General features: G+C 70.4%; 14 protein-coding genes. 10 read left to right on the top strand and 4 right to left on the bottom strand.

The features are described 5' to 3' along the window. The first annotated feature begins 19 nt into the window (after positions 1 to 19). From AAT21_RS28865 to AAT21_RS28830, 8 genes are all read left to right on the top strand, one after another. Positions 20 to 2,101 carry a protein meaA gene (locus AAT21_RS28865; RefSeq protein ID WP_046779886.1) on the top strand — a complete coding sequence of 694 codons (2,082 nt, stop codon included), beginning with the start codon at positions 20 to 22 and terminating at the stop codon, positions 2,099 to 2,101. Beyond that, complete coding sequence (locus AAT21_RS28860) at positions 2,098 to 3,090, top strand: HpcH/HpaI aldolase/citrate lyase family protein (RefSeq protein ID WP_046779885.1); 993 nt, start codon at positions 2,098 to 2,100, stop codon at positions 3,088 to 3,090. Before AAT21_RS28865 ends, AAT21_RS28860 begins: the two co-directional genes overlap by 4 nt. Positions 3,091 to 3,095: 5 nt before the next feature. Then, complete coding sequence (locus AAT21_RS28855) at positions 3,096 to 3,608, top strand: MaoC family dehydratase (protein ID WP_030027414.1); 513 nt, start codon at positions 3,096 to 3,098, stop codon at positions 3,606 to 3,608. Positions 3,609 to 3,610: 2 nt separating this feature from the next. Then, positions 3,611 to 4,816: an acyl-CoA dehydrogenase family protein gene (locus tag AAT21_RS28850; RefSeq protein ID WP_046779884.1), complete on the top strand. Its 1,206-nt coding sequence runs from the start codon at positions 3,611 to 3,613 to the stop codon at positions 4,814 to 4,816. 186 nt (positions 4,817 to 5,002) lie between these two features. Continuing rightward, positions 5,003 to 5,659 carry a phosphatidylserine decarboxylase gene (locus AAT21_RS28845; protein WP_046779883.1) on the top strand — a complete coding sequence of 219 codons (657 nt, stop codon included), beginning with the start codon at positions 5,003 to 5,005 and terminating at the stop codon, positions 5,657 to 5,659. A 64-nt stretch (positions 5,660 to 5,723) separates the two neighbouring features. Beyond that, positions 5,724 to 6,506: a CDP-diacylglycerol--serine O-phosphatidyltransferase gene (gene pssA, locus AAT21_RS28840; protein WP_220818446.1), complete on the top strand. Its 783-nt coding sequence runs from the start codon at positions 5,724 to 5,726 to the stop codon at positions 6,504 to 6,506. A gap of 629 nt (positions 6,507 to 7,135) precedes the next feature. Next, positions 7,136 to 8,620, top strand: a complete 1,485-nt coding sequence (locus tag AAT21_RS28835; RefSeq protein WP_046779881.1) for a DNA-3-methyladenine glycosylase 2 family protein — start codon at positions 7,136 to 7,138, stop codon at positions 8,618 to 8,620. Between the two features lie 12 nt (positions 8,621 to 8,632). Then, entirely contained in the window at positions 8,633 to 9,148 is a 516-nt protein-coding gene (locus AAT21_RS28830; RefSeq protein ID WP_046779880.1) for a methylated-DNA--[protein]-cysteine S-methyltransferase, read from the top strand. Here AAT21_RS28830 and AAT21_RS28825 read toward each other — a convergent pair. Then, positions 9,130 to 10,200 carry a class I SAM-dependent methyltransferase gene (locus AAT21_RS28825; RefSeq protein ID WP_046779879.1) on the bottom strand — a complete coding sequence of 357 codons (1,071 nt, stop codon included), beginning with the start codon at positions 10,198 to 10,200 and terminating at the stop codon, positions 9,130 to 9,132. The two genes, AAT21_RS28830 and AAT21_RS28825, sit on opposite strands and share 19 nt — an antisense overlap. A 205-nt stretch (positions 10,201 to 10,405) precedes the next feature. Here AAT21_RS28825 and AAT21_RS28820 point away from each other — a divergent pair, with 205 nt between their 5' ends. Beyond that, positions 10,406 to 10,795, top strand: a complete 390-nt coding sequence (locus tag AAT21_RS28820) for an SHOCT domain-containing protein (protein ID WP_046779878.1) — start codon at positions 10,406 to 10,408, stop codon at positions 10,793 to 10,795. A gap of 7 nt (positions 10,796 to 10,802) precedes the next feature. Here the strand turns inward: AAT21_RS28820 and AAT21_RS28815 are convergent, their stop codons facing one another. The 3 genes from AAT21_RS28815 to AAT21_RS28805 are packed head-to-tail and all read right to left on the bottom strand — an operon-like array spanning position 10,803 to position 13,444. After that, positions 10,803 to 11,231, bottom strand: a complete 429-nt coding sequence (locus AAT21_RS28815; protein WP_046779877.1) for a hypothetical protein — start codon at positions 11,229 to 11,231, stop codon at positions 10,803 to 10,805. Positions 11,232 to 11,266: 35 nt separating this feature from the next. After that, positions 11,267 to 11,767 (bottom strand): NUDIX domain-containing protein, encoded by a 501-nt coding sequence (locus AAT21_RS28810; RefSeq protein ID WP_046779876.1) that lies wholly within the window; start codon positions 11,765 to 11,767, stop codon positions 11,267 to 11,269. Positions 11,768 to 11,776: 9 nt separating this feature from the next. After that, positions 11,777 to 13,444, bottom strand: a complete 1,668-nt coding sequence (locus AAT21_RS28805; RefSeq protein WP_046779875.1) for a BCCT family transporter — start codon at positions 13,442 to 13,444, stop codon at positions 11,777 to 11,779. Positions 13,445 to 13,586: 142 nt separating this feature from the next. Here AAT21_RS28805 and AAT21_RS28800 point away from each other — a divergent pair, with 142 nt between their 5' ends. Continuing rightward, entirely contained in the window at positions 13,587 to 14,735 is a 1,149-nt protein-coding gene (locus AAT21_RS28800; RefSeq protein ID WP_046779874.1) for a glycerate kinase, read from the top strand. The last annotated feature ends 91 nt before the right edge of the window (positions 14,736 to 14,826 follow it).

Here is a 14,826-nt window from a genome sequence, read left to right as displayed (position 1 = left end):
GCCTAAGGGACAGCCTGAGATGACAGAGCGCCAGAAGGACCGTCCGTGGCTCATGCGGACGTACGCCGGCCACTCCACGGCCGAGGCGTCCAACGAGCTGTACCGCCGCAACCTCGCCAAGGGCCAGACCGGCCTGTCGGTCGCGTTCGACCTGCCGACGCAGACCGGCTACGACCCCGACCACATCCTCGCCCGCGGCGAGGTGGGCCGGGTCGGGGTCCCGGTCTCCCATCTGGGCGACATGCGGCGGCTGTTCCAGGACATACCCCTGGAGCAGATGAACACCTCGATGACGATCAACGCCACCGCCATGTGGCTGCTGGCGCTCTACCAGGTGGCCGCCGAGGAGCAGGGCGCGGACATCTCCCAGCTCCAGGGCACCACCCAGAACGACATCGTCAAGGAGTACCTCTCGCGCGGGACGCACGTCTTCCCGCCGGGGCCGTCCCTGCGGCTGACGACCGACATGATTGCGTACACGGTCAACCACATCCCGAAGTGGAACCCGATCAACATCTGCAGCTACCACCTGCAGGAGGCCGGGGCCACCCCGGTCCAGGAGATCTCGTACGCGATGTCCACGGCGATCGCCGTCCTCGACTCGGTGCGCGACTCGGGGCAGGTTCCCGAGGAGCGCTTCGGCGAGGTGGTCGCCCGTATCTCCTTCTTCGTGAACGCGGGCGTCCGCTTCATCGAGGAGATGTGCAAGATGCGTGCCTTCGGCCGCATCTGGGACAAGGTCACCAAGGAGCGCTACGGCATCGAGAACGCGAAGCAGCGCCGCTTCCGTTACGGCGTCCAGGTCAACTCCCTGGGACTCACCGAGGCGCAGCCCGAGAACAACGTCCAGCGCATCGTGCTGGAGATGCTCGCGGTCACCCTCTCCAAGGACGCCCGCGCCCGCGCGGTGCAGCTGCCCGCCTGGAACGAGGCGCTGGGCCTGCCCCGGCCCTGGGACCAGCAGTGGTCACTGCGCATCCAGCAGGTCCTCGCCCACGAGAGCGACCTGCTGGAGTACGACGACATCTTCGCCGGATCCCACGTCATCGAGGCCAAAGTCGACTCCCTGGTCGCCGACTGCCTGGCCGAGATCGACCGGATCCAGGAGATGGGCGGCGCCATGGCCGCCGTCGAGTCCGGTTACCTGAAGGGCGAGCTGGTCTCCTCGCACGCCGAACGGCGGGCGCGGATCGAGGCCGGCGAGGACAAGATCGTCGGTGTCAACTGCTTCGAGCAGACCGAGGAGAACCCGCTCACGGCCGACCTGGACGGCGCGATCATGACGGTCGACCCGGCAACGGAGGCCTTCACCGTCGAGCGGATCGGCCGCTGGCGCGCCGAGCGCCAGGAGTCCTCGGACCGCCAGGGCAACGGCGACCCGTTCGTCTTCCCCACCACCCAGCAGGCGCTGGAGCGCCTGAAGGAGGCCGCGGCGGGCACCGAGAACCTGATGGAGGCCACCCTGGAGTGCGCCCGGGCCGGTGTCACCACCGGCGAATGGGCGGGCGCACTGCGCGAGGTGTTCGGCGAGTTCCGCGCCCCGACCGGGGTCTCCTCGGCCCCGGTCGCCGTCGCCGCCGAACCGGGCACCCCCATGCACGAGGTCCGCGAGAAGGTGGCCCGCACCGCCGACGAGCTCGGCTCCGGCCGGCTGCGCCTGCTGGTGGGCAAGCCCGGCCTGGACGGGCACTCCAACGGCGCCGAGCAGATCGCCGTCCGCGCCCGCGACGCCGGATTCGAGGTGGTCTACCAGGGCATCAGGCTGACGCCCGAGGAGATCTCCTCCGCCGCGCTGGCCGAGGACGTGCACTGCGTGGGACTGTCCATCCTGTCCGGATCGCACAGCGCCCTCGTCCCGGACGTCCTGGAGCGGCTGCGCACGGCGGGGGCGGGTGACATCCCCGTCATCGTCGGAGGCATCATTCCGAACGCCGACGCCGTCGCGCTCAGGGCCGCGGGTGTCGCCGCGGTCTTCACGCCGAAGGACTTCGGCATCACGGAGATCATCGGCCGTATCGTCGACGAGATCCGCAAGGCCAACAAGCTCGCTCCCCTCGACACAGACAACGCACTCGTTGCAAGCACGGAGGTCCCCGCATGACCACGCCAGTCCACCCGGTGAACCGCCTTCGCCCGCGTCGCTCCTGCCTCGCGGTGCCCGGCTCGAACCCGCGGTTCCTGGAGAAGGCCCAGGGCCTGCCGGCCGACCAGGTCTTCCTGGACCTGGAGGACGCCTGCGCCCCGCTCGCCAAGGAAGGCGCCCGCCACACCATCGTGGACGCGCTGAACAACGGCGACTGGACCGGCAAGACCCGCGTCGTGCGCGTCAACGACTGGACCACCCACTGGACCTACCGCGACGTCATCACGGTCGTCGAGGGCGCCGGCCAGAACCTCGACTGCATCATGCTGCCGAAGGTCCAGGACGCCCAGCAGGTCGTCGCCCTCGACCTCCTCCTGACCCAGATCGAGAAGACCATGGGCTTCGAGGTCGGCAAGATCGGCATCGAGGCGCAGATCGAGAACGCCAAGGGCCTGGTGAACGTCGACGAGATCGCCGCCGCCTCCCCCCGGCTGGAGACCATCATCTTCGGCCCGGCCGACTTCATGGCCTCCATCAACATGAAGTCGCTGGTCGTGGGCATGCAGCCGCCCGGCTACCCGGCGGACGCCTACCACTACATCCTGATGCGGATCCTGATGGCGGCCCGCACGCACAACCTCCAGGCCATCGACGGCCCCTTCCTCCAGATCCGCGACGTGGACGCCTACCGCGAGGTGGCCGGCCGGGCCGCCGCGCTGGGCTTCGACGGCAAGTGGGTCCTGCACCCCGGCCAGGTCGACGCGGCCAACGAGGTCTTCTCCCCCTCCCAGGAGGACTACGACCACGCCGAGCTGATCCTCGACGCCTACGACTGGTGCACCTCGGAGGCCGGCGGCAAGAAGGGCTCCGCGATGCTCGGCGACGAGATGATCGACGAGGCCAGCCGCAAGATGGCCCTGGTCATCGCGGGCAAGGGCCGGGCCGCCGGCATGGAGCGCACCACCAAGTTCGAACACCCCTCGACCGAGAAGAAGGCGGAGGCCTGAGCGCCATGCAGTTCGGACGCACGTACGAGGAGTTCGAGGTCGGGGCGGTCTACAAGCACTGGCCCGGGAAGACGGTCACGGAGTACGACGACCACCTCTTCTGTCTCCTGACCATGAACCACCACCCGCTCCACATGGACGCGAACTACGCCGAGAACACCACCGACTTCGGCAAGAACGTGGTCGTGGGCAACTACATCTACTCGCTGCTGCTCGGCATGTCCGTGCCGGACGTCTCCGGGAAGGCCATCGCCAACCTGGAGATCGAGTCCCTGCGGCACGTGGCGCCGACCTTCCACGGCGACACGATCTACGGCGAGACCACGGTCCTCGACAAGACCCCGTCGAAGTCGAAGAACGACCGCGGCATCGTCTACGTCGAGACCAAGGGCTACAAGCAGGACGGCACCCTCGTCTGCGTCTTCCGGCGCAAGGTGATGGTCCCGACCGAGACGTACATCAAGGAGCGCGGCGGCGAGCAGCCCGGCCGCCCCCAGCTGAAGACCCAGGAGAAGTAGCCATGGCCCGACTCGCCCAGACCGCCGGGCTGACCGACGTCCAGCGGGAGATCCTCAAGACCGTCCGCGAGTTCGTCGACAAGGAGATCATCCCGGTCGCCACCGAGCTGGAGCACCGCGACGAGTACCCGCAGGCGATCGTCGACGGTCTCAAGGAGCTCGGCCTCTTCGGGCTGATGATCCCGGAGGAGTACGGCGGCCTGGGTGAGTCGCTCCTCACCTACGCCCTGTGCGTCGAGGAGATCGCGCGGGGCTGGATGTCCGTCTCGGGCATCATCAACACGCACTTCATCGTGGCGTACATGCTCAAGCAGCACGGCACGCAGGAGCAGAAGGACTACTTCCTCCCCCGCATGGCGCTGGGCGAGGTGCGCGGCGCGTTCTCGATGTCCGAGCCGGCGCTCGGCTCCGACGTGTCGGCCATCACGTCCAAGGCGGTGAAGGACGGCGACGAGTACGTCCTGAACGGCCAGAAGATGTGGCTGACGAACGGCGGCAGCTCCACCCTGGTGGCCGTTCTCGTCCGGAGTGACGAAGGACACCCCGAGGGCACGGCGCCCCACAAGTCGATGACGACCTTCCTCGTCGAGAAGGAGCCCGGCTTCGGTGAGGTCCGTCCCGGCCTGACCATCCCCGGCAAGATCGACAAGATGGGCTACAAGGGCGTCGACACGACCGAGCTCATCATGGACGGACTGCGCATTCCGGCCAATCGCGTCCTCGGCGGCCAGACCGGCCGAGGGTTTTACCAAATGATGGACGGCGTCGAGGTCGGCCGCGTCAACGTGGCGGCGCGTGGCTGCGGTGTCGCTCAGCGTGCTTTCGAACTGGGCGTCTCGTATGCCCAGCAACGTCACACTTTCGGCAAGGCGATCGCCGAACACCAGGCCATCCAGTTCAAGCTGGCCGAGATGGCTACCAAGGTCGAAGCCGCTCATGCGATGATGGTGAACGCAGCACGCAAAAAGGACTCCGGGGAACGAAACGACCTCGAAGCAGGGATGGCGAAGTACCTCGCCTCCGAGTACTGCAAGGAGGTGGTCGAGGACGCCTTCCGCATCCACGGTGGATACGGATTCTCGAAGGAGTACGAGATCGAGCGCCTCTACCGCGAGGCTCCGATGCTGCTCATCGGTGAAGGTACCGCCGAGATCCAGAAAATGATCATCGGGCGACGCCTGCTCGAGGAGTACCGACTCCAGGGCTGAAAGTCCCTTTTGCGGCGGATTCACCCTGGGTCCGTCGCAACAAGGTCACTACCAGTCACTGGCCGACGGCCATCGACTCGGCTTCTGGCTTGCCCAGTTGTTGCGCGCAACCGATAGCATTCCAGTAAAGCCGCCGTCCCGTCCCCCTGTTTGCGGCGCGGCAATCACCCGCTACGAAGGTCATCCATGCCCCACAGCCAAACCTCTGCACCCCGCGACAGCCGACTCGGCGTACGTCTCGCCCGCGGAGCATCGCCGTGGCTTCTGCCGACCGTCGCCACCGCGGCGCTCAGCCTCACCCGGGCCCGCAAGTCCGGGCGCTGGGCCGCCGCGGCCGTGCCCGCAACCGCGCTCGCCGCGGGCATGCTGTGGTTCTTCCGCGACCCCGAGCGTGAGATCGCTCAGGGCCGTGTCATCTCGCCCGCCGACGGTGTGGTGCAGAGCATCATGCCGTGGAAGGACGGACGGACCCGGGTCGCGATCTTCATGAGCCCGCTCAACGTCCACGTCAACCGCGCGCCCCTCGCGGGCACGGTGACGTCCGTGGAGCACGTCCCCGGCGGATTCGTCCCGGCCTTCAACAAGGAGAGCGAGAACAACGAGCGCGTTGTCTGGCACTTCGACACCGAGCTCGGCGACATCGAGATGGTGCAGATCGCCGGCGCCGTCGCCCGGCGCATCGTCCCGTACCTGCCGGCCGGCACCAAGGTGGAGCAGGGCGAACGCATCGGTCTGATCCGCTTCGGCTCCCGCGTCGACATCTACCTCCCGGAGGGCGTCGAGGTCGCGGTCGAGGTCGGTCAGGCCACCACCGCGGGGGTGACACGAATTGACCGTGACTGACCCTGAGACTCCGGCCACCGGCTGGGTGCCCGAGTCCACCGAGGAGGAGTCCGCCGAGGACGACATGCCGCTCTCGCTGCGGCTGTCGATAGCGGACACCCTCACCCTCGGCAACGCCACGTGCGGATTCATGGCGGTGTACTTCACCACCACCGGAATCCTCATCCCGCACCTCACCGGGAGCGGCGAGACGGGCATGGCCCGCAACAGCGCCGCCACGGCCGTGATACTGATGCTGCTCGCAGCGGTCTTCGACCTCTTCGACGGCATCGTGGCCCGCAAGCTGCGCAGCTCTCCGATGGGCGCCGAGCTGGACAACCTGTCCGACCTGATCAGCTTCGGCCTGGCACCGGCCTACTTCGTCCTCGTCTACGGCATGGTCGCCGTCGACGCGGACCAGAAGATGTCGGCACTGGCCGCGATCGTGGTGCTGCTCGCCGTGGTGCTCCGGCTCGCGAGATTCAGCTGCGTGACGATGAAGGACGGCATGTTCCAGGGCATGCCGAGCCCCTTCGGCGCGCTGACGGTCGTCTCGATCGTCCTGCTGGAGCTGCCGTTCATCCCGACGCTGCTGGCGATCATCGGGGTGGCCTGGCTGATGGTGAGCCGGGTCGAGTACCCCAAGCCGCGGGGTGTCCTCGCGGTGGCGATGCTCTGCTGGATCATCAGCGCGATGGGGCTCCTGGCGGCCTGGGCGTTCGACGCCCCGGGCGGCCAGCTGCTGCTCCAGACCGGTTGCGCCCTGCAGATCGCGATGGCGGCGACGATCCCGCTGTTCGCGACGACGCGGAGGGCGAACACCTTCCGGCACAACCGCCGCGAGGCCCGAGCGACGTCGCTGCGCTAGCTCGGCAGGTTCGAGGAGGCCCCGGATGCCACAGGCATCCGGGGCCTCCTGCGTGTCCGGGGGCGGTGGCGGGGCTGGGCGGTGGCGGGGCTGGGCCGGGGGCGGCGGCGGGGTGGGGAGTGTCCGGGGTAGGCATGATTTATGGCCCCCGAGCGGGACCGCACAGAACTCGGCAGCAAGGGCCACAAATCACGTTTGACACCCCGGACACTCCCCACCCCACCACCGCCCCCTCAGGTCACCGTCCGCCCGTCCCTCCCAGGCTCCGGGGCGGACACCGCAAGCCCCCGTCGCCCGCCCCGGGTCCGCGCACTGCCCCCGAGACGGGCCCCTGCACCTCAGGCCCGTTGCGCCTCTGGGGTCGGCTGTCGAGACCGGGCCCGGGCGGGGACGGGGTCGGTGGTGGGGCGGGGGTCGTCCGGGGTGTCAAACGTGATTTGTGGCCCTCACCGCCGAGTACTTTCCGGATCGGTCCAGGGGCCATAAATCATGCCTACCCCGGACGGCCCCCGCCCCGCCACCGGCCACGGCCCCGCCCCCACCACCGACCCCGCTCCCCCCCGGCCACCGCTAGCCTTGATGTCGGAAAACCGCCAGCTGCCGGCGATCACGCCCCGGATCCTGGAGCCATGCACACCGACACCGAGCGTTGCGTAAGGGCCGTGCAGTCGAAGGACGCCCGCTTCGACGGCTGGTTCTTCACCGCAGTCCTGACCACCCGGATCTACTGCCGGCCCAGCTGCCCCGCCGTGCCCCCGAAGGTCGAGAACATGACCTTCCTGCCCAGCGCCGCCGCCTGCCAGCAGGCCGGGTTCCGCGCGTGCAAGCGGTGCCGGCCCGACACCAGCCCCGGTTCCCCCGAGTGGAACGCCCGCGCCGACGCCGTCGCACGTGCGATGCGGCTGATCCGGGACGGCGTCGTCGACCGCGAGGGCGTCCCCGGCCTGGCCGCCCGCCTCGGCTACTCCACCCGTCAGGTGGAGCGCCAGCTGGGCGCCGAGCTCGGCGCCGGCCCCCTCGCCCTGGCCAGGGCCCAGCGCGCGCAGACGGCCCGGCTGCTCATCGAGACCTCCGAGCTGCCGATGGGCGACATCGCCTTCGCGGCCGGCTTCTCCTCCATCCGGACCTTCAACGACACCGTCCGCGAGGTCTTCGCCCTCTCCCCCAGCGAGCTGCGGGAGCGGTCCGTGAAGGCCGGCCGGAGGAAGGACACCCCTCCCCGGATCCCGGGGACGATCAGTCTGCGGCTGCCGTTCCGCACGCCCCTGAACCCCGACAACCTCTTCGGGCACCTCGCCGCGACCGCCGTCCCCGGGGTCGAGGAGTGGCGCGACGGCGCCTACCGCCGCACCCTGCGCCTCCCCCACGGCGCCGGTGTCGTCGCCCTCACCCCGCAGCCCGACCACATCGGCTGCCGCCTCGCCCTCACCGATCTGCGCGACCTGACCATCGCCATCAGCCGCTGCCGCTGGATGCTCGACCTCGACGCCGACCCCGAGGCCGTCGACGAGCAGCTGCGCTCCGACCCCCTGCTGGCGCCGCTGGTAGACAAGGCTCCCGGCCGCCGGGTTCCCCGTACGGTCGACGCGGCGGAGTTCGCCGTACGGGCCGTACTGGGACAGCAGGTGTCCACGGCGGCGGCCCGCACGCACGCCGCCCGGCTGGTCACGGCGTACGGCGAGCGCGTCGAGGACCCGATGGGCGGGCTGACCCACCTCTTCCCCTCCCCGCAGGCCCTGGCCGGGCTGGATCCGGAGTCGCTGGCCCTGCCGCGCAGCCGGCGGGCCACGCTCACCACCCTGGTCTCGGCGCTGGCCGACGGTTCGCTGCCGCTCGGCTTCGACAGCGACTGGGACGCGGCCCGTGCCCAGCTCTCGGCGCTGCCCGGTTTCGGTCCGTGGACGACGGAGGTGATCGCGATGCGGGCGCTGGGCGACCCGGACGCGTTCCTGCCGTCCGATCTGGGTGTCCGGCGCGCGGCGCAGGGGCTCGGTCTGCCGTCCACCCCCTCCGCGCTGACGGCGCGGGCCGCCGGCTGGCGGCCGTGGCGCGCGTACGCCGTCCAGTACCTGTGGGCCACGGACTCCCACCCCATCAACCACCTGCCCGTCTGAGGAGCAGCAGTCATGCGAACCACCGTGAACAGCAGCAAGCAGCACACCGTCGTCGACAGCCCGTACGGTCCGCTCACCCTGGTGGCCGTGGGCGGCGTCCTGAGCGGTCTGTACATGGCCGGGCAGCGGCATCGGCCGGCCGAGGAGTCCTTCGGGGAGCGGGTGGCGGCCACGGAGGAGCCGTTCGGCGAAGTGGCGCGCCAGCTGGCCGCCTATTTCGCGGGGGAGTTGACCGCTTTCGACCTTCCGCTGCGGCTGGAGGGCACGGAGTTCCAGCGCAGTGTCTGGGACCAGCTCGTGCGGATCCCGTACGGCGAGACGTGGTCGTACGGGGAGCTCGCGGCGAGGCTGGGCAAGCCCAACGCCTCGCGCGCGGTGGGTCTGGCGAACGGGAAGAACCCGGTCGGGATCATCGTGCCGTGCCACCGGGTGATCGGTGCTTCCGGCAGCATGACCGGCTACGGCGGCGGGGTCGAGCGCAAGGTGCGGCTGCTGGCGTTCGAGGCCGGTCAGGGCCTGACGTCGTAGAGGACGTTGAAGGGGTCTTCGGTGGGGGAACGGGTGACCTCGCCGAAGCCGGCTTCGGCGCACAGGGCTCGGACGGTCGTCTCGGGCAGGCCGCAGGTGCCGAGGGCGGCGCCGTCGTCGGCGAGGGACGTGGTCATGCAGTAGAAGACGCTGAATCCGTACATGAGCGAGGCGGCCGGGCCCACGTTGTCCTCGGGGCGGTCGCGGGAGTTGACCTCCAGCATGAGGTAGTCGCCGTTGTCCTTGACGGCGGACCTGATGGCGGCCAGCAGGCCCCGCGGGTCCGCCGCGTCGTGGATGACGTCGAAGGTGGTGACGATGTCGTAGCGGTCGGGAAGGCCCTGGGTGACGTCGAGGGTGCGGAAGGCGACCCGGTCGGCGACTCCAGCCCGTTCGGCGTTGGCGCGGGCGCGTTCGACCTGTGCGGGGAAGACGTCGAAGCCGGTGAAGCGTGAGCGCGGGAAGGCCTTGGCGAGCACGATCAGGGCCCGGCCCGCGCCGCAGCCGACGTCGGCGACGTGGCTGCCACGTTCGAGTTTGCCGATGACGTGCGGGAAGGTGGAGAGCCAGTCGTCGATCATGACGCTCTCGAACCAGCTGCCGGTGAAACGGCTCATGCCGTCGAACACGGCGGGCGGGTAGGCGGCCTGTCGTACGCCGCCGCCCGTGCGGAAGGCCTCGACGAGTTGTTCGTAGGGCTGCCAGAGGCCGGGGAGCATCTGGTGGACGCCGCCGAGGAACATCGGTCCGGCTTCGTCGGCGAGCGCGGGGGCGTGCGCGGGCGGCAGGGCGAAGGTGCCCGGTTCTGGTTCGGCGAGGTAGCCGGCGGCCGTGAGGCCGCGCAGCCATTCGCGGACATAGCGTTCGTTCAGGTCCAGCCGGTCCGCGAGGTCGTGGCTGCGGGCCGGGCCGCCTTCGGCGAGGGCCTTGAACAGGCCGAGCCGGTCGCCGAGAGCGCACAGGGCCGTGGCCATGGCCCCGCTCAGGTCGCCGAGTGCCTTCTCCATGAAGGCTTCGACCTCGGCGCCGTCCGGTTCCTGGGGTGCGGCCATGCGGGGGTGCTCCTGAGGGGTGGTCGGCTGTGGCCTCGGTGTGCGGCCCGGTCCCCCAGGCAAGCATCCGGGTGGCCTCCGGTGGGTTCGCCGCAGCGTTGGCGGGGCCGAAGTCACTCCAAGGAGTCGGCGACATACCGCTCCGAATGCGGACATACAGGAGCACCTGTATGAAAGAGATACCGCTACACGATCGGAGCCGGGCATGGACGACTATCCGCTTCTGAACCTCTTCTGGACGATGCTGTGGCTGTTCCTCTGGATCATGTGGTTCTTCCTGCTCTTCAAGATCATCACGGACATCTTCCGTGACCACACCCTGGGCGGCTGGGGCAAGGCGGGCTGGCTGATCTTCGTGCTGATCCTGCCGTTCCTCGGCGTGTTCGTGTACCTCATCGCGCGGGGGAAGAGCATGACCGAGCGGGAGATGAAGCAGATGCAGGAGAACGAGGCGGCCTTCAAGAGCTACGTCCAGCAGGCGGCGGCCCCCGGCGGCGGTTCGGCGGACGAGCTGCACAAGCTCTCCGCCCTCAAGGACAAGGGCGACATCACCCAGGAGGAGTTCGACCGCGCCAAGGCCAAGCTGCTGGCCTGACCCGGGGTCAGACCACGAGCAGGGGGACGAGCAGGGCGAAGGCGGCGCCGGCCTCCACGGCGTAGCCGTAGAGCGAGGGGTGCTGCACGGGGGCGGCGAGCAGCACCACGCTCTGCTGGGTGGCGGCCGCCGCCACCCAGTCGGCGTCGGCGCCGAGCGTGCCCTCGTACCAGCCTTCGCAGGCGCCGGGGCCGGTGACGGCGAGGAAGTCGTCCTCACGGCGGTAGAGGGCCCGCCACCGGGAGGCGGGGGTGGACCAGCCCTCGAAGTCGTCGAACCGGGACCAGCCGCCCTCGCGTATCGCGGTGTCGAAGAGCCACACCGGTGTCCCGTCGGGGGTGACCTCGCCACCGGCCTGCTCGTCCGTGGTGAAGTGGACCATGGGCAGGGCGTCCGGCCCGTCGGCCGTGCTGGGCCAGGCGTACATCGTGATCATCTTTTGATTCTGTCCTGGTCGAAGTGAGCCGGCTGTTACGGGGTGGCCGGGGGCCGGCCGTTCTCCAGTTCCGCGGTGCCCTCGCCCGACCGGAGGACCCGGCAGGCCTCTTCGGCGCGCCGCCCGAGCGATCCGGGCAGGTAGGCGGTGAGTTCGGCGGGGTCGACCAGCCGCCACGAGATCAGTTCCTCCTCCTGGAGCCTGATCGAGGCGAACTGGGCCTCGTCGAGCACGCCCCCGTCGTAGAGGTAGGCGACGAGCGGCGGGCGGTCGGGGCCGATCGTCCAGTCCACGGCGAGCAGGCGGCCGAGCGGGAGGTCGATGCCGATCTCCTCGGCGCTCTCCCGGCGCGCTGCGGTACGCGGCGACTCGCCCTGGTCCGACTCGATGGTGCCGCCCGGCAGGGCCCAGCCCTCACGGTAGTTGGGCTCGACGAGCAGGACCCGGCCCTCGGCGTCCCGGTAGAGGGCGGCGGCGCCGGCCAGCACCCGGGGCAGGCTCGCGATGTACGTGGCGTAGTCATCCGTGGTGGTCACCCGGCCACCCTATCCAGGGGGCCGCCGGCCGTCCGCCCGCCCCTGTTCGGTGACCGCGTCGCCGAGCATGGCCCGGACGGCGTCGCGCATGCCGTGCAGGGGATGGTGGCGGGCGGGCCCCGCGCCGGGGTCCTCGCGGAGCTCCTTGAACAGGGCCCAGCAGAGCAGCAGCATCACGACGACGAAGGGCAGCGCGACCAGGATGGTGGCGGTCTGCAGGGACTTCAGGCCGCCCGCGAGCAGGAGCACGGCGGCCACCGCGGCCATCAGCACGCCCCAGGTGACGACGAGCCAGGTGGGCGGGTGGAGGGAGCCGCGGCTGGTGAGGGAGCCCATGACGAGGGAGGCGGAGTCGGCGCTGGTCACGAAGTACGTCATGACGAGGATCATGGCGAGCCACGAGGTGAGCGTGGACAGCGGCAGCGCGTCCAGCATCGCGAAGAGCGAGGCCTCGGTGCCCTCCTTGAGTTCGGCCGCGAACTCGACTGCGCCGGTGGAGTCGAGGCGGATGGCGGTACCGCCCATGACGCAGAACCAGACGACGGTGGCCCCGCTGGGCACGAGCAGGACGCCGATGAGGAACTCGCGGATGGTGCGGCCCCGCGAGATACGGGCGATGAAGGTGCCGACGAAGGGCGCCCAGGACAGCCACCACGCCCAGTAGAAGATCGTCCACGCGCCCAGCCAGGCACTGTCGGTGAAGGCCCCGGTCCGGCTGGCCATGGGCAGCAGCTCGCTCAGGTAGCCGCCGACGCTCGCGGGGACGACGTCGAGGATGTAGACGGTGGGGCCGAGCAGGAAGACGAAGACCATCAGGACGGCGGCGAGCACGATGTTGCCGGTGCTCAGCCATTTCACGCCCTTGTGCAGGCCGGAGAAGGCGGAGACCACGAAGGCCGCCGAGAGCGAGCAGATGATGACCAGCTCGACGGTGGTGGAGTCCTCGATCCCGGTGGTGATGCTGAGGCCTTCGGACACCTGGAGCGCGCCGAGGCCGAGGCTGGTGGCGGTGCCGAAGACGGTGGCGAAGACGGCGAGCAGGTCGATGGCCCGGCCGGGCCCGCCGTCGGCGCGTTCCCGGCCGATCAGGGGGACGAAGGCGGAGCTGAGGCGGTTGCCGCGGCCCTTGCGGAAGGTCGCGTAGGCGAGGGCGAGACCGGCGATGCCGTAGATGGCCCACGGGGTGAGGGTCCAGTGGAAGAAGGAGTACTCCATGGCCGCGAGGGCGGCCGCGCCCGTGCGGGGGGCCGCCCCGGAGGCGGGCGGCGGGGCCAGGTAGTGGGTGAGCGGCTCCCCCACCCCGTAGAACATCAGGCCGATGCCCATGCCGGCGCTGAACATCATCGCGATCCACGACAGGTTGGTGAACTCGGGCTCGGAGTCGTCCGCGCCGAGGCGGATCCGGCCGAAGCGGCTGATCGCCAGGACGACGCACATGACGAGGAAGACGTCGGCGGCGATCACGAACAGCCAGGCGAAGTTGTTCAGGACCCAACCCAGCGCGGTGCTCGACGCGGTGTCGAAGGAGTCCCCGCCGAGGGCCGCCCAGGCGACGACGGCCAGCACGGCGATCACTCCGGTCGTGACGAGGGTGTGGTCGGGGGCGCCGTCCACGGGGCTGCCGTGGCCCCCGCCCGGGGTGTCCGGACGTGGCTGTTCCAGTGATTCGGCGCTCATGCGGCCACACTATGCAGGCGTATATCCCTATTTAGGGGCATGGCGCGCCGGGTGTGGCCCAGGCCACTCATGGGCATAGGAGGATCCTCCGGATAAGCTCATGGCGGCGCGACTGCACTGTTCGATAGCAAGGGATAGCAAGGTGACGGACGGAGCAGTAACTGAGGCCGCGCGCGTGCTCATCGCCGCGGACAAATTCAAGGGCTCGCTCACGGCCGTTCAGGTCGCGGAGCGGGTGACGGCCGGCCTTCGCAGGGCCGTACCCGGCGTGGAGATCGAGACCCTCCCCGTCGCGGACGGCGGCGACGGCACGGTCGCGGCCGCCGTGGCGGCCGGTTTCGAACGCCGGGAGGTACGGGTCACCGGGCCCCTCGGTGACCAGGTCACGGCCGCCTTCGCGCTGCGCGGGGGCACCGCGGTGGTCGAGATGGCGGAGGCCTCCGGCCTCCAGCTGCTGCCGTCGGGCACCTTCGCCGCGCTGACGGCGACCACGTACGGCTCGGGCGAGGTCCTCAGGGCCGCGCTGGACGCGGGCGCCCGCTCGATCGTCTTCGGTGTCGGCGGCAGCGCCACCACGGACGGCGGCGCCGGGATGCTGGCGGCGCTCGGCGCGGTGTTCCTGGATGCGAACGGCGAACCGGTCGGTCCGGGCGGCGGCGCGCTGGCCGATCTGGCCTCGGCCGACCTGTCGGGCGTCGATCCGCGCTTCGCGGAGGTCGACTTCGTCCTGGCCAGCGACGTGGACAACCCGCTGACCGGCCCCAAGGGCTGCGCGGCCGTCTACGGCCCGCAGAAGGGCGCCTCGCCCGAGGACGTGGCGACGCTCGACGCGGCGCTGGCGCACTACGCGCAGGTGCTGGAGAAGTCGGTCGGCCCCAAGGCCGCCGAGCTCGCCGCCTCCCCCGGCGCGGGCGGCGCGGGCGGCATCGGCTACGGCGCACTGCTGCTGGGCGCGAGCTTCCGGCCCGGCATCGAGCTGATGCTGGAGGTGCTGGGCTTCGCGCCGGCGCTGGAGCGGGCCACGCTCGTGATCACCGGTGAGGGCTCACTGGACGAGCAGACCCTGCACGGCAAGGCCCCCGCGGGCGTCGCGGCGGCCGCGCGCGCCGCGGGCAAGCCGGTCGTGGCGGTCTGCGGAAGGCTGCTGCTGGGCCAGGAGGCTCTGGAGGCGGCCGGCATCCGCAAGGCGTACCCGCTGACGGACCTGGAGCCCGACCCGGCCAGGTCCATCCCGAACGCGGGTCCCCTCCTGGAGCAGGTCGCGGCGAACATCGCCGCCGACGTCCTGTGATCCACCCCGGCCCACCGGCCCGGTCCCCCGCCCGGGGGCCGGGCCTCGGCCGTTCCCCCGGGCGGCGGCCGGGGCGCCGGGACCGTCCGGT

Source organism: Streptomyces yangpuensis (assembly GCF_001005295.1).
Taxonomy (GTDB): domain Bacteria; phylum Actinomycetota; class Actinomycetes; order Streptomycetales; family Streptomycetaceae; genus Streptomyces; species Streptomyces yangpuensis.
The sequence above is the reverse complement of the archived record's forward strand: the minus strand, read 5'-3'. Positions and strand labels throughout refer to the sequence as shown.

Coding starts and splice junctions, on each gene's coding strand:
- AAT21_RS28865 (WP_046779886.1), top strand. CDS start 20: ATGACAGAGCGCCAGAAGGACCGTCCGTGGCTCATGCGGACGTACGCC.
- AAT21_RS28860 (WP_046779885.1), top strand. CDS start 2,098: ATGACCACGCCAGTCCACCCGGTGAACCGCCTTCGCCCGCGTCGCTCC.
- AAT21_RS28855 (WP_030027414.1), top strand. CDS start 3,096: ATGCAGTTCGGACGCACGTACGAGGAGTTCGAGGTCGGGGCGGTCTAC.
- AAT21_RS28850 (WP_046779884.1), top strand. CDS start 3,611: ATGGCCCGACTCGCCCAGACCGCCGGGCTGACCGACGTCCAGCGGGAG.
- AAT21_RS28845 (WP_046779883.1), top strand. CDS start 5,003: ATGCCCCACAGCCAAACCTCTGCACCCCGCGACAGCCGACTCGGCGTA.
- pssA (WP_220818446.1), top strand. CDS start 5,724: ATGCCGCTCTCGCTGCGGCTGTCGATAGCGGACACCCTCACCCTCGGC.
- AAT21_RS28835 (WP_046779881.1), top strand. CDS start 7,136: ATGCACACCGACACCGAGCGTTGCGTAAGGGCCGTGCAGTCGAAGGAC.
- AAT21_RS28830 (WP_046779880.1), top strand. CDS start 8,633: ATGCGAACCACCGTGAACAGCAGCAAGCAGCACACCGTCGTCGACAGC.
- AAT21_RS28825 (WP_046779879.1), bottom strand. CDS start 10,200: ATGGCCGCACCCCAGGAACCGGACGGCGCCGAGGTCGAAGCCTTCATG.
- AAT21_RS28820 (WP_046779878.1), top strand. CDS start 10,406: ATGGACGACTATCCGCTTCTGAACCTCTTCTGGACGATGCTGTGGCTG.
- AAT21_RS28815 (WP_046779877.1), bottom strand. CDS start 11,231: ATGATCACGATGTACGCCTGGCCCAGCACGGCCGACGGGCCGGACGCC.
- AAT21_RS28805 (WP_046779875.1), bottom strand. CDS start 13,444: ATGAGCGCCGAATCACTGGAACAGCCACGTCCGGACACCCCGGGCGGG.